The 14,293-nt window shown below is 45.0% G+C and carries 15 protein-coding genes; 5 read left to right on the top strand and 10 right to left on the bottom strand.

The genetic code is table 11. The features are described 5' to 3' along the window. Positions 1–18 precede the first annotated feature (18 nt). Positions 19–822 (top strand): Cof-type HAD-IIB family hydrolase, encoded by an 804-nt coding sequence (locus FFM74_RS11040; RefSeq protein ID WP_137626684.1) that lies wholly within the window; start codon positions 19–21, stop codon positions 820–822. 350 nt (positions 823–1,172) lie between these two features. Here FFM74_RS11040 and FFM74_RS11035 read toward each other — a convergent pair whose 3' ends face one another. From FFM74_RS11035 to FFM74_RS11015, 5 genes are read right to left on the bottom strand one after another with little or no spacing between them, the layout of a single operon-like run. After that, positions 1,173–1,778 (bottom strand): sugar O-acetyltransferase, encoded by a 606-nt coding sequence (locus tag FFM74_RS11035; RefSeq protein ID WP_137626683.1) that lies wholly within the window; start codon positions 1,776–1,778, stop codon positions 1,173–1,175. 3 nt (positions 1,779–1,781) lie between these two features. Beyond that, the gene (locus tag FFM74_RS11030; RefSeq protein ID WP_137626682.1) at positions 1,782–2,348 is read right to left on the bottom strand and encodes an NUDIX hydrolase; all 567 of its coding nucleotides are present in this window, start codon (positions 2,346–2,348) and stop codon (positions 1,782–1,784) included. A gap of 22 nt (positions 2,349–2,370) precedes the next feature. Continuing rightward, positions 2,371–2,730 carry an HIT family protein gene (locus FFM74_RS11025; RefSeq protein ID WP_137626681.1) on the bottom strand — a complete coding sequence of 120 codons (360 nt, stop codon included), beginning with the start codon at positions 2,728–2,730 and terminating at the stop codon, positions 2,371–2,373. An 11-nt stretch (positions 2,731–2,741) separates the two neighbouring features. Then, positions 2,742–3,488: a 3-oxoacyl-ACP reductase gene (locus tag FFM74_RS11020; protein ID WP_137626680.1), complete on the bottom strand. Its 747-nt coding sequence runs from the start codon at positions 3,486–3,488 to the stop codon at positions 2,742–2,744. Next, positions 3,488–3,709 (bottom strand): DUF2829 domain-containing protein, encoded by a 222-nt coding sequence (locus FFM74_RS11015; RefSeq protein WP_137606753.1) that lies wholly within the window; start codon positions 3,707–3,709, stop codon positions 3,488–3,490. Before FFM74_RS11015 ends, FFM74_RS11020 begins: the two co-directional genes overlap by 1 nt. Positions 3,710–3,974: 265 nt before the next feature. Here FFM74_RS11015 and FFM74_RS11010 point away from each other — a divergent pair, with 265 nt between their 5' ends. Together FFM74_RS11010 and FFM74_RS11005 are read left to right on the top strand one after the other, a co-directional pair. Further along, a complete protein-coding gene (locus FFM74_RS11010) occupies positions 3,975–5,066 on the top strand; it encodes a DUF871 domain-containing protein (protein ID WP_137626679.1) in 1,092 nt (363 codons plus the stop codon). Positions 5,067–5,079: 13 nt separating this feature from the next. Beyond that, positions 5,080–6,264: a GNAT family N-acetyltransferase gene (locus tag FFM74_RS11005; RefSeq protein WP_137626678.1), complete on the top strand. Its 1,185-nt coding sequence runs from the start codon at positions 5,080–5,082 to the stop codon at positions 6,262–6,264. Positions 6,265–6,319: 55 nt separating this feature from the next. On the opposite strand, the gene FFM74_RS11000 is transcribed toward FFM74_RS11005, so the two are convergent. The 5 genes from FFM74_RS11000 to FFM74_RS10980 form a co-directional block, all read right to left on the bottom strand. Continuing rightward, on the bottom strand, positions 6,320–6,859 hold the full coding sequence (locus FFM74_RS11000) for a hypothetical protein (RefSeq protein ID WP_137626677.1): 540 nt from the start codon (positions 6,857–6,859) through the stop codon (positions 6,320–6,322). Between the two features lie 751 nt (positions 6,860–7,610). Beyond that, positions 7,611–9,056, bottom strand: a complete 1,446-nt coding sequence (locus FFM74_RS10995; protein ID WP_137626676.1) for a 6-phospho-beta-glucosidase — start codon at positions 9,054–9,056, stop codon at positions 7,611–7,613. Positions 9,057–9,071: 15 nt separating this feature from the next. Next, positions 9,072–10,511, bottom strand: a complete 1,440-nt coding sequence (locus FFM74_RS10990; protein ID WP_137626675.1) for a 6-phospho-beta-glucosidase — start codon at positions 10,509–10,511, stop codon at positions 9,072–9,074. Between the two features lie 1,198 nt (positions 10,512–11,709). Then, positions 11,710–12,060 carry a PTS sugar transporter subunit IIA gene (locus FFM74_RS10985; protein ID WP_137626674.1) on the bottom strand — a complete coding sequence of 117 codons (351 nt, stop codon included), beginning with the start codon at positions 12,058–12,060 and terminating at the stop codon, positions 11,710–11,712. Between the two features lie 107 nt (positions 12,061–12,167). Continuing rightward, positions 12,168–12,479: a PTS sugar transporter subunit IIB gene (locus FFM74_RS10980; protein WP_137606760.1), complete on the bottom strand. Its 312-nt coding sequence runs from the start codon at positions 12,477–12,479 to the stop codon at positions 12,168–12,170. A gap of 199 nt (positions 12,480–12,678) precedes the next feature. Between FFM74_RS10980 and FFM74_RS10975 the strand changes: the two genes are divergently transcribed. After that, the gene (locus tag FFM74_RS10975) at positions 12,679–13,386 is read left to right on the top strand and encodes a GntR family transcriptional regulator (protein ID WP_137626725.1); all 708 of its coding nucleotides are present in this window, start codon (positions 12,679–12,681) and stop codon (positions 13,384–13,386) included. Between the two features lie 91 nt (positions 13,387–13,477). Then, positions 13,478–14,212, top strand: coding sequence for a glycosyltransferase family 2 protein (locus FFM74_RS10970; RefSeq protein WP_137626673.1), 735 nt, complete (start codon positions 13,478–13,480; stop codon positions 14,210–14,212). The last annotated feature ends 81 nt before the right edge of the window (positions 14,213–14,293 follow it).

Below are 14,293 nucleotides of genomic sequence, written 5' to 3'. Positions count from 1 at the left end.
TTAGAAAGGAAACTTGTCATGATTACAACGATTGCGTTGGATTTAGATAATACCTTGCTCACTTCTGAAAAGACGATTTCACCGCGGAATGAGAAAGTGCTTAAACAATTACACACTAATGGTATCCGGGTCGTCCTCTGCACTGGCCGGCCGATCAAGGCGATTCAGCCACTGCTGAATCAACTCGGCTTAATGGAAACAACTGATTATTCAATCACCTTCAACGGCGGGCTAGTCCAACAAAATGCGACCGGTGATATTCTCGCCCGGACGAGTCTAAGTAAGGCTGACATTGCCCCCTTACACGCCTATGCCCAAAAATTAGGCATTCCATTAGATGCCATTGATTTGACCCAGGTCTTCTCACTAGTCGATTTAGGAAAATCTGAATATGAGGCCTTTTTAAAAGGTCTGATGCCTTTCAGTGATGTCACCTTTGCCGACCTACCTGCTGATGATAAGTTCGGTAAAGTCGTCAGCGCTTCGGCCAAAGCCGTTGACAATCGCGACCAGTTACCTGCTGAAATCACCGCTAAATTCCATGCAGTGCCTTCACGACGTAATTTATTAGAATTTTTACCACAGCACACCGATAAAGCCAGTGGCTTAAAACAACTCCTCGCCCACTTTGACGAAGATTACAGCAATCTAATGGCGTTTGGTGACGAAGAAAACGACCTCGGCATGCTAGCGGCCGCGAAAGTTGGGGTCGCCATGGATAACGCGATTCCCGCTGTCAAGGCGGCTGCATCAGATCACACCTTGAACAATGATGCGGATGGCGTGGCAGTTTTCTTGGAACAATATTTTGGCCTGGTTTAAGTCTTAATTGCTAACGGACGCTTCTAATTTAGAGTTGTTGTGAGTGGCGCTCCACTAAACCATACAACTTTCAAATTTATGTCATTAAACTAAAATAAGGTCACCGTCAAATACGGAGGCCTTATTTTTTTCGATTTATTCAAATAATATGGTTAATCAGATTATTAAGTCATCAAAAGCAACGTGAACAGAACCATATCAGTAACAGTCGTTCCAAAACTAAATTCGTGGTAAACGCTAAGCTTAATCGCTGTAGGTTGGGACTGATCACATCGGTCGCGAGGTCCAAGACGTACTTGGCTTGGACCGGTCCCACGACCGCATGCGATCAGTCCCAACCGGAAGTAACACTAACCACGAGACAGCTTGAACTGTTCACCAGTAAAGCCAGTCTGATCAGCTGCGGTAATTGCTCGGATGACCTGACAAGGATTGCCAGCCGCAATTACTCCGGCAGGTATGTCATGCGTCACAACGCTCCCCGCGCCAATGATTGTCCCTGCCCCAATGGTCACGCCGGGTAAAACTGTCACATTGGCAGCCAGCCAACAACGATCACCAACCGTAATTGGTTTCGCAATACAGCCACCAAGTTCACGTTCACGCGCGTCAAAGAGATGATTACTCGTATACAGCCCAACTTTAGGGCCAAAGAGAACACGACTACCAATCGTAATTGGCGCACCGTCTAGCATCACACAATCATAGTTAGCATAAAAAGCATCACCAACCCGAATGTTACGCCCAAACTCAACCCGAAAATTAGGTTCAACAACTGGAGACTCACCAGCTTTACCGACCAATTGCCGAAACAAGCTTTCTTTTTCAGTTCCAGTAGCGGTATTTAAAGCGGTCGTCTTAAGCGTGGCCACTCGTCGGGCTTCGACCAATTCAGAGTCCAAGTCATTATAAGGGTCACCTGTTGCCATATAATTGAATTTATCGCTTAAGTCCATCGGTTAACCCTTTCGAATGAAGTTCAAATACCAAGTAATCGCACAAATGCCTTGGGCTGAGCGAATCTTACCCGCTTTCAACAAGTCGATGACTTGCGGCAATGGTACTAACTGCGTATTGACATATTCATCATGATCAAAATGGCGGTCGCCATGTTCATTGGGATCAATGTGCGTCAAAATCAAGCTCACCGCTTCATTGGTAAAGCCCTCCGAAGAACTAATTGTTGTCATAATTTGGCTATCATGCGCAATATAACCAGTTTCTTCTTGTAGTTCCCGTTTAGCTGCGGTTAACGGTGCCTCACCCGCATTAATTAAGCCCGCTGGTAACCCGATTGTTTCCGAATTACGGCCGACCCGATATTCCGTGCCCAATACCACTTGATCATCCGCAGTCAGCGCTAAAATCGTCACAGCGTTGCCATGATCAATCAAATCCCGTTCAACTTCTAAGCCATCCGGCGTTTTAATCGTTTCCTTAACCAAGTTAAAAATTGGCCCGCTGTAAACTTGCTCTTTTCTTAGAACTGTCCCTTGACGGCCAGCCTTATCCAATGCATCTGCCATTTACAAGTTCCTTCTCTCAATCCTATTTTTCAGACGGCAATAGTTTGCGAATCCCACCTTCTGGATGTGGACTATCACCATGGTAACGCGGAATCAAATGGACATGACAATGCATCACCGTTTGTCCCGCAGCCGCACCGACGTTGATGCCAATATTATACCCATCTGGCCGATAGCGTTCATCTAAATAGGTCTTAGCCAGATCAATCAAGTCCGCCATCGCCTGTTTATCAACCTGGGGAACGTCAAAAAACGTCGCATAATGCTGCTTTGGAATAATCAACAAATGGCCTAGACTAACCGGATGAATATCAAAAAATGCCGCCGCCCGCTCATTTTCGAGCACATACGGCTGTGGCTGACAAAAGATACAATCCGTCATACGTCTCACACCTACTTTTCTAACCAACCACCATCAATTGGGGTCACCGTGCCATGAATATAATCCGCATGCCGGCTCGCCAAAAATAGCGTTAAATCGGCCACTTCTTGCGGTTTGGCCCAGCGTTTGGCGGGGGTCTCACTTGCGACCCACTTAGCCATCTTGCCATCACCGGCAAAATCAGCCGCATTCATGGGCGTATCAATGGCGCCCGGTGCAATACAGTTCGCGCGAATGCCCTTCGCCGCATAATCCAAATCCAACTGTTTCGTGTAGCCAATAATTGCGTGCTTAGCTGCCGTATATGCCGCACCACCGCCACCAGCGACCAATCCAGCAATGGACGCCATATTGACAAAGACTCCTTGCTTGGCCGCTAGCATACTTGGCAACACGGTATTCGTCACGATAAATTGGCTGGTGACGTCGGTGGCAAAGATGTCTTGCCACTGTGCCATGCTCGTGTCTAAAGTTGGCCGATACGCATCTAATTTGCCGGCGGTGTTACAGACAATCTGGGGCTGACCCAATTTTGCCATCCCGGTCTTGATCGCTGTCACCAATGCCGATTCATCACAGACATCCGCAACTTGATAAGTTAAGTCGGAATTTTTTAAAAGTTCCGCTGGTTCTAGTTGTCGATCAATCGCAATGACCTTGGCGCCTTGTGCCAGGAAAGCCTGCACTTGTGCGAAGCCAATTCCTGACGCGGCCCCGGTAATCAGTACGGTCTGGCCCTGATACTCACTAAATTGCATTAGTCGACAAGTTGCCAATCTTCGGCCAAGATGTCGCAATCCGTTGGTGACCACAGGCTAAAGGCTTCGTCGGCCGTCTTAATTAGGAAGTAAGGATTCAGGACATCGCCTTGATAAGTAGTCGTTGGTTGTAATACCACGTACAGTTCGGTACCTTCCCAACCAGTTCGTACCGCCTTTTGACCTTTTTTCAATGCGGGTAAAATTGCTTCAAATGTCATGTTAATTCCTCCATTATAGTCTGTTCATCATGACCGACAATCTTTCCGATAGCTTTAGATGGGCCAGTATCCTCGCAGCCCAGCCGTAACTGAAAAAACAATCGTTCACGCTGTCCAATTAATACTCAAAGCGTAGCATAATCCCGTCGATAAAAACAGCAGTCAAATTTGTACCAACAAATTCGTGGTTTTCGCTGGTATGGACCAATTAATCATGCTACAATGAAAGCGAATACAACTACGACTATCATGGAGGAATTAATTTATGAGTAAACTTGGCGTATCCGTTTATCCCGAACGGTCAACCTTTGAAAAGGATGCTGCTTATTTAGATCTAGCAGCGAAGTATGGTTATCAACGAGTGTTCACTTCATTACTAGAAATTAAAGGCAACAAAGATGAAGTGGTCGCTAATTTCAAAAAAGTCATCACTTATGCCAACAAATTAGGGTTACAAGTTATGGTCGATGTTAACCCCGACTTGTTCAAGCAACTTGGCGTTTCTTATGACGATCTCTCATTTTTCCACAACTTAGGCGCCTGGGGAGTCCGTTTAGACCTTGGATTCACGGGTCAAGAAGAAGCCCGGATGACGCATAACGAGTACGGCATCAAAATCGAAGTCAACATGTCGAAAGGCACGCACTACGTTGACACGATTATGGACTACTATCCTGAAAAAGATAATTTATTAGGTTCCCATAATTTTTATCCACAACAATATACTGGTTTAGGCGTTAACTACTTTGTCGAAACTTCTAAACAATATCGGCAATACGGCATTAACACCGCTGCCTTTGTGTCATCAAATGATGCAACTTATGGGCCCTGGCCAATGCAAGATGGTCTCTGTACGTTAGAAGACCATCGCGGCTTGCCAATTGCAACTCAAGTTCAACATTTGAAGCTGACCGGTTTAATTGACGACGTGTTAATCGGTAATGCCTATGCTAGCGAAGCTGAATTAAAGGCTGCTAGTGAGGTCTTCTTCAGTCCACTACCTTTATTGCATGTTGAAACGCCAGCTGACCTTTCAAAGGCCGAAAATGCCGCCCTCTTCAACCAATCACAAACTTATCGTGGCGATTGCTCCGACTATGTGATCCGTTCATCACAAACGCGGGTCATTTACAAAGATGAAGACTTCCCAGCCAAGCATACCGACGATGTACACGTTGGTGATGTCTTAATCGACAACGATGAATATGGTCAATATAAAGGTGAAACTCAGATTGCCTTACGCGACTTCAAGAATACTGGTCGGATCAACGTGGTTGGCCATATTCCAGCTGCAGAACTCCCAATCATGGGCTTATTAGTGCCTTGGATGGATTTCAAGTTTTTACCTGCTAAATAAGGAGGCGTAACTGATGACAGAAAATTTACGGTTAACAACTGATGAGGACCGCGAAGCCTTTTATCAGTTATACCAATATGCCTTTAACCGGCAAGATACCCCGGAACGACGGGCCTTCTTCATGGACCGCTACCAACATGGCTGGATCTATGGTCTTCATGACCAAACTAAACTGGTCAGTGGTCTGTATAGCTTGCCGTTTCAAATTAACTTTCACGGTGTTAACTATGGGATGAACGGGATTGGCGACGTGATGAGTGCGCCAGAATATTCTGGCCGCGGTGGTGCCGGTAAATTACTGACCGCTGCCCTCAATGAAATGGCCACTAACCATATCGAGCTCTCGTATCTGGCCCCATTTTCATACGCTTATTACCGAAAATTCGGTTACGAGCAGACTTTCAATCATACGATCCAAACCATTGCGGCCAAGGACTTACCGCGGATTAAGCCGAGTGATTTCAGCGGGACCATTACCCGCTATGGCAATGACGGTCTGGCGTTGGTCAATGACTTTTACGCTGCCCAACCGGCCAATCAACGTGGCGGCCTCATTCGCCCTGACTGGTGGTTAAACTACCTCCAGTTGAAACATGATTGGTCGGTCGCCATTTATCGGAATGCCACGGGTAACATTGAAGGTTATCTGATTTATGAGCGACAAGCCACTAACTTCGCCATTCAAGAATGGTCGACGAGTACGCCCGTCGCGTTTGAACGACTCGCTAATTTTGTCACGAAACACGGGACGACGTTTGAAACGTTCAGTTATGACGGCCCTAGCGATGGCCATGGACTGGATTTATTGGCTGACCCTTACCCACTGACCGTCAAAACCGTTCCTTATATGATGACGCGAATCGTTTTGTTGCACGACTTCATCAAGAAATATCCTTTTACTGGGACTGATCTGGCCCCAATTCGGCTAGCCGTAACCGATGACACCTTGGCACAAAATCAAGGCATTTGGGACTTACAGCTAGTTGCCGGCAACGTTACCTTGAATCGACTCACGACCGATCTAACTAAGCCGTCAGCGCTGCAACTAAGTATTCAGCAGTTGACCAAAGCCTTGTTCGGCACGCGTTCACTGACGAGCACCTGGCAACACGGTCAACTTACCGGCGACTTATCGGCAGCCCAACGGTTAGATGCCGTTTTGGTTCATGAAAAGCCAGCATTGATTGATTATTTCTAAACAGGTTTAAAGGACCCACACAAAGGCATTTAGCTTTGTGTGGGTCCTTTTTAGATTAATTCCAAATAAGGGATTGTATTTTAGGAAAATCAGTGAAGTAATCGTACACAAGGACAAATGTCGGTATCATTGAAATATTTGAGATCAGTGTTGTCGTAATATGTATCTGGACAAATCTCGTTAATGTACTTTTTTGCACATCCGTGAGTCTTCGAGAAATTGAATCGTCATTTTTAGTCGCCACCCAATCAAAAAGTACTGAATATATCAACAGTTCAATCAAAATGATATTGCAGAAAAAGCCAATATGCCATTGAAACTTTGAAATCGGTAGATTAAAATATATTGCCAAAATTTGTACTGCGCCAAATGACCACAAAATAATGTGAAAACAAATTCTCAGGATCAAGGTTCGCCTTGATTTAGAAGCAACAATCCGATTAATTCCGCCATTTTTAGTTTTAAGTAACTCAACGACTTGCAATGATATCGCGATCAAGAACCAAGCTGAATATGCCACCATTAAGGTTACTAGCCGATCAATTACTAACTGGTCAGAAATATGCCAAATCAAATAATTTGGATATAAATACATCTTCGCCTCCGCTGAAAAGATTTTGTCACCGATTTAAGTCTTATCTACTGATAATTGTACATTACTCGATATAGATGGTAAAGATCATTCGTATGTTGATGATTTAAAGGTCAACCTATCTTCGGTCATTCCGCCAGCCAAATTACTCACACCAACTGCAGATTGTAAGGTGGCTAGTATTCCTATTGCAGCAGCATTTACATACGAAATATTACTCAGGGATGACCAATGAAAGCATTGAGAAAGCTCAAAACATTGCCGAGCTGGCCGACGTCGCTCTGTCACGTAGAATCACTTTGAGATGCGGGACAGTCGCAGCCATGGTACGGGTCTGCGACTTCGATTCAAAGCCGACATGGTACAACAATTCTGGTTGCCTCCACTAAACCTAACCTAAAAACAGTTAACTTAGCTGGAGGTCACCGCTGATAACATCGGTCGTGAAGGTGGCGTAACGCCGGCAAGAAACGTGCCGGCGTTACGCCACGGACGGTCCGGGACACTTGCGATTTGTGCAAGGATTCTGGGCGAGGGCCAAGACGTTTCTCAGGCTTGACCCGGTCCCGCGGCCGCATGTTATCAGTGGTGACTGGAAGCGGCCATGTCAATAATCTTCATGTCCTAATCATTGACATGGCGGTAGTTACTAGCAATTTTGATCTTGCAACCTTTTACATACCAACCTAAAAAAGCCTGCATCGTCACATTTAATGACAATACAGACCCTTTTCGTTTCATAATTTCAATTCAATTACTTAATGTCCGCCCCATTGGTCTTAATCACTTTCTGATACCAATAGAACGAGTCTTTCTTCGAGCGAGCCAATGTTCCTTGACCGTCATCGTCTTTATCCACGTAGATAAAGCCATAACGTTTGGACATCTGACCGGTCCCGGCTGAAACTAAATCAATACAACCCCAAGGTGTGTAACCAATCAAGTCAACGCCATCTTCATTGACAGCTTTGATCATTTGATCGATATGAGCCCGCAAATAGTCAATCCGGTATGGATCATGAATTGACCCATCAGCCTCGACTTTGTCGCGTGCGCCTAACCCGTTTTCGACGATCATCATTGGCTTGTTATAACGGTCTTGCAACCAGTTCAAGGAATAACGTAAGCCTTCGGGATCAATTGGCCAATCCCATTCGCTCGTCTTCAAATAAGGGTTATCAACGGCTTCCGTGCCGACAAAGTGATAGCTTGGATTGTCTTTTTGAGCTGCGACTGTGTTGGAGTTGTAATAACTGAACCCAATATAGTCAACGGTCCCTTCAGACAAGACTTCTCGGTCTTCCGCCGTAATATCAGGCCGGAACCCAGTTTGCTTGAAATAGGCTTCCATGTTACGTGGGTAATAACCCCAAGACTGAACATCGGCAAACCAATAACGCCGTTGCATGGCTTTTTCTGCTTGCATGATGTCCGCTGGTTTCGCGGTCAATGGGTAAATTGGCGTCATGTTAATCATATTCCCGATCTTAAAATCAGGATTGATCTTATGACCAATTTTAACTGCCAAAGCACTCGCGACGACTTCATAATGGGCCGCCTGATACATCAAGGCTTCGGCATCAGGATCGTCTGGCTTCAAAACTAGCCCAGAATCGGTCGCCATCAAAAATTGGTTCGTATAAGTCGTTTGATTATTAATTTCATTGAAAGTCATCCAATACTTAACTTTGTTCCGGTAACGTTTGAAAACCGTTTCCGCGTAATGCACAAAGTAATCAATGACTTTCCGATTACGCCAACCACCGTATTTTTCAACTAAGTGGTATGGCATTTCAAAATGAGCTAACGTGATGACCGGTTCAATGCCGTACTTGAGACAAGTATCGAACATGTCATCATAAAATTTCAAACCGGCTTCATTTGGTTCAGCTTCATCACCATTTGGGAAAATCCGCGTCCAGGCAATTGACGTCCGAAAACATTTGAAACCCATTTCGGCAAATAATTTAATATCTGCTTCATAGTGACCATAGAAGTCAATCCCAGCATGGTTCGGATAGTTCTTACCTGCAATCACACCATCGGTAATTTCACGTGGCACACCGTTCGCGCCGGCCGTCATGACATCTGCCATGCTGACACCTTTGCCACCAGCATTCCAGCCGCCTTCTAGTTGATGAGCGGCAACCGCGCCACCCCATAGAAAGTCTGAACGTAACCCACTTTTAGTCGTTGTCATTAATAATCGTCCCTTCTATAACTTTTCGCCGTCACTCGCAATAACATCTTTATACCAGTTGAAGGAATCCTTCTTCGACCGGTCAAAGCTGCCTTCGCCATTATCATCAGCATCCACGTAGATAAAGCCATAACGCTTAGCCATTTCACCGGTGCTAGCTGAGACCAAGTCGATGCAGCCCCATGGCGTATAACCAATCAAGTTAACCCCATCTAACGCAACTGCTTCTTCCATCGCCTTAATGTGGTCACGGAAATAGCTAATCCGGTAGTCATCATGAACGCTGCCGTCAGCCTGCTTCTTGTCATACGCACCGAAACCATTTTCCACGATGAATTGTGGTAAGTGCCAACGATCTTCCATCCAGTTCATGGCATAACGCAACCCAGTTGGATCAATTTGCCAGCCCCAGTCGGACTTTTCAACGTATGGATTTTCAACAAAATCATCGGGTTCCTTGAAATCATATTCAGGGTCATCGCCTTGATCTTTAGTAACAAAGGACATGTAGTAACTGAAACCAACGTAATCAACCGTGCCGGCCTTCAAAGTTGCCAAGTCAGCGGCGGTGATATCTAGGTCAAAGCCCTTGCGTTCGAAATACTTAGGCAACCAAGCTGGGTATTCGCCACGGCAATGCACGTCACCGAACCAGTAACGCTTCTGCATGGCACGTTCAGCCATCATGATATCTTGTGGCTTAGCGGTCAATGGGTAAATTGGGCACATCGCAATCATGCAGCCAATTTGGAAATCAGGATTGATTTCGTGACCAGCTTGTACAGCCAAGGCACTCGCCACTAATTCATAATGGGCAGCTTGATACATCGCTTGTTCCCAATTGTCGTCCTTGCCAAGCTCCAAACCGGAGTTTTGTAGCAATGGGTGCGCATCGTCCCAAGCAGTTTGGTTGTTAATTTCGTTAAAGGTCATCCAATACTTAACCTTATTCTTGTAACGCTTGAAGACCGTCTTCGCAAAGTTCAAGAAGAAGTCGATCATCTTACGGTTAGAAAAGCCACCATACTTTTTAACTAAATGGTAAGGAATTTCAAAATGAGACAACGTGATCACTGGTTGAATGCCATGTGCTAACAGATCGTCAAACATGTCATCATAAAACTTCAAACCAGCTTCATTCGGTTCTGCTTCATCACCATTTGGAAAAATCCGGGTCCAGGCGATTGAAGTCCGAAAACACTTAAAGCCCATTTCTTCGAACAACTTAATATCCTCTGGATAGCGATGGTAAAAATCATTGCCCCAGTGGTTCGGGTAAACTTCACCAGCCTTAACGCCATCGGTCACTTTCCGTGGCACACCATGACGCCCAGCAGTCATGACATCTGCGATGCTGACACCTTTACCGCCGGCTTCCCAGCCGCCTTCTAATTGATGCGCAGCGACCGCACCGCCCCAAAGAAAATCTTTGGGCATTTTATAACCTGTTGCCATAAATGCATCCTCCTAAATTTCTCTTGTGTTATTTGTTTAAATCGTTTGGATAGAGCCTGCTTGCCGCCTTCCGGGTGGGGGGATTTAGGGCTGGAACGTGGTGGGCACGTTTTCGAGCCACAAAGCGGTCTCGAAAGCCGGCCTTTTACTAACCCGCCGGTAAAATCACCCGGCAGCCAAGTAAAATTTCACCACTGAGCCCTAAATCCCCCCACCCTCACGGCTACATAACCATACATTCTGTTAGTCATGAACAACCGCCCGTTGGGTAATGCTTCGTCAGGAAAATTTCAAAACTAACCGTTAGAATACCTCACAACGTCTCATCCCGATTAGACTTAGGCAAGTATCGTCAGCCACTAGTTTCGCTACCGAATCAAGCTAAGTTTTAGCCCAAACTTACACCCGGATAGTTTCGAGCATACTAATCTTATTGACCATTTCGTATATTATCAACCCAACCAGAATTGATACTAACGTATTAACTGCTAAAGGTTGCACGGACACTAGTGGCTATTAATCCTAGTGTAGCAGTATTTACATGCCAAATGTTACATGTGAATAGCCAATGAAAGTATTTAGAAAGTTCAAAACATTGCCGATCCGTTCATTGACTTTTAAGAATCAAATCAACCACTTTTTAGTGCCAGTTACTTTATAACCATTAACCTAGCCGGAGGGCGTTGCTGATTGCATCGGACGTGAAATTCCCGTTAGAGCGGCGTCTTTTGCCGGTCTTACGGGACGGACGGTCCGGGATAGTTGCGGTTTTTGCAACCATTCCGGGCGAAGGCCAAGACCGCTTTTCAGGCTTGGCCTAGTCCCTCGTCCGCATATAATCAGCGACGGCCGGAAGCGACAACGTCGACCCATTTTCGTTACCAATGTACTAGTACGACAACATTTATTAGTGATTTTCGTTCTTTAACCGTTAGCTAGCCGAGAGGTCGTGGTCAGTTAGGACTCAGCGGTGAAATTTTACTTAGTGGGCGGTGAAATTACCGGCCGCTTAGTAAAAGGCCGGCTTGGAAGACCGCACTGTGGCTTCCAAACGTGCCCACCGCGTTCCAGCCCTAACTGGCCACGACCGGCAGGCGGGAATCGATCGACTATCTACGTTCCAAGTGCAAGCCCTTGATACGAAAGAAGGACCCAACCAACACCATCAAGGTATTCGTCTGGGTCCCCAAAGACGTGATTATTTATCTTCAGCAGCTAAGCGACGGTATAAATCAACAATTTCACCAGCTAAATCCCGGAAAGTAATGGCATTCATCATGTGGTCTTGTGAATGGACCAAGAGTAATGAAACATGGGTGTGTTCACCGTTAGCTTCAGCGGTTAACATCGATGTTTGAGAATTATGGGCTTCGGTTAAGAAGTTGTCAGCTTCCTTTAACTTTGCATCAGCGGTTTCAAAGTCGTTTTCTTTAGCGGCTTTGATTGCTTCGAAAGCTGAGCTCTTCGCGTTCCCACCATTAACAATTAATCCCATGATTGTTTCTAAGCTTGCTTCTTTTTCTGTTGGTACTTGATTTTCTTCTGCCATTATCCTCATCCTTTTAGCTTATTTCGTGTGCCCACACAATCAAAATGCTGCCGACCGTTTTTAAACTTCATCCGCTGTCTGGCAGCACCCATCTTCTAGTTATTTAATTATTTGGCCATTGATGCTTCGGCTTCTTTAAGTACCTTTTCGCCGTTCATCATACCGTAGTCTTGCATGTTGATGACTTCAACAGGAATATCAACACGTTTTTGGAAATCACTTAACATGTAACGAACTTGTGGTCCAAGCATTAAAATGTCAGGATTCTTTTCAGCCAATTTTGCATCGGCGTCACTGGCAGCGGTTGCAAAAATTTCTGCATCGATTCCGTCTGCTTCAGCAGCCTTTTGCATCTTTGAAACTAAAAGTGATGTAGACATTCCTGCAGCACATACCAACATAATTGTTTTTTCAGCCATAATAAACACGCTCCTAAATAGTTTTTAAATTTATTGTGATTCTGCGGTTGCTTTACTAAACCGCTTTCATTACAATTAGAATTATAAGTCATGGGTACAAATTTGACAAGTCCTAATGTTTAAATAAACTGAATTTATTAAATTTGTACCCATAAATTTTTTGACTATTAATATCCCTTAGATGAAAGAAGTGATTTCTATGTACCGTGATATTGCGACCAAACTCGTTAATGCGATTCAAGACGGTGAATTCGAAACAAAATTACCCACGGAAGCGCAATTGATGGCGCGCTATCACGTCAGTCGCAACACGATCCGCAAAGCGATTGATTTGGTCTACCAACAAGGCTTATTACGCCGCGTTCAAGGGAGTGGCTATTTCATCGCCACAATTCAGCTTCGTCATAAAACCGTTGTGAATTTATCTGCTAGAACCATGCCTAGCAGTGCGTTGCATCCGCGTGACCTCGTCTCTAAAATTGTCACCTTCGACACGATCCATAGTGACGCTGCTTTAGCGAAGCAAATGCAAATTGCAGAAAATTCCGAGCTCTATCGGGTCATCCGCCTCCGTTATTGGCATAATCAACTCTATTGTTTGGAAAAGGCCTACTATTTGCGTTCCGTGGTCCCTTACCTCTCACCAGAAGCCGTAAATAGTTCGATTTGGGACTTTCTTAATGAAGCTTATGGCATTGGGATTGCCAATAGTGATGATTACTTGTCACTCACGAATTTGACGGAAGAAGAAGCGAGTTTACTCCAACTAGGTCATGGCGATACATACATGGCGCTCGATTCCTGCAATTATTATAAGAATAATAGTTTACTTGATTTTTCCCATACGGTCTTCGTTTATCCCGACCTAGCGCTCTATTTTCACACGACCAATCTCGCAAATAATTAAATTATCCTCAAAAAAGGACAATTCGCTATAATTTCATCACACTTTACGGCTATAATGGTAAAGTATATCAAATTACGATGGAGGAATTAGCGTGTCTGCACCCCTTTTTTCAGTGGTTGTACCGGCGTACAATCAACATAAATTTATTAATCCTTGCTTGACCAGTCTACAACGCCAAACGGTAACTGACTTTGAAGTTATCGTGGTTAATGACTGCTCAACTGATGACACCGGTGACCAGATTGCGGCGTTGATCAAGGGTGATGACCGTTTTCACGTCATTACCCACGCCCAAAATCGTGGCGTTTCAGCCGCTCGTAACTCTGGGATGGCCGCTGCCAAAGGAAAATACCTCTGCTTTGTCGATGGCGATGATTGGGTTGAACCCAACTTCTTAGCCGCTTTTTTAGCCGCCTATCAAGCTGCGCCAAAGACACAGTTAGTGATTTGCGGCCATTTTGGCTATTTAGCTGTGCCTAGTCCAGCCAAAACTTATACGCAAAAAGATCTCATCACTAACATTAATTTTGGCACAGTTGGTGGCTTCTCGTGGAACAAGTGCTTCATTCGAACGATGATTACGACCCATCATTTAACCTTCAATGAAGAGATCAACTTTCTTGAAGATCAACTCTTTGCGTTTCGCTATGCCAATTACGTTCAGTCGGCAGAGTTGTTAACGGATAAAACTTATCATTACCGCTGGCGTTTTCGGAGTAACCTGTCCCATATTGGGATTCCGTTCTTCGCCGCTCGCCGTAAAATGATGAAGATTTTGAAGCAAGAACGCAAACACACCTTTAGTGAAGATTTAAATAACCAATAAAAAATGGCTCTTTGTCAACTGTTGTTGGTAATCAGCTATCATTAGCGCCCAGCCGCCCCGTGGCTGGGCGCTTTCTGTACA

The sequence above is a fragment of the Lactiplantibacillus pingfangensis genome, from assembly GCF_005404945.1.
Taxonomy (GTDB): Bacteria; Bacillota; Bacilli; order Lactobacillales; family Lactobacillaceae; genus Lactiplantibacillus; species Lactiplantibacillus pingfangensis.
The sequence above is the reverse complement of the archived record's forward strand: the minus strand, read 5'-3'. Positions and strand labels throughout refer to the sequence as shown.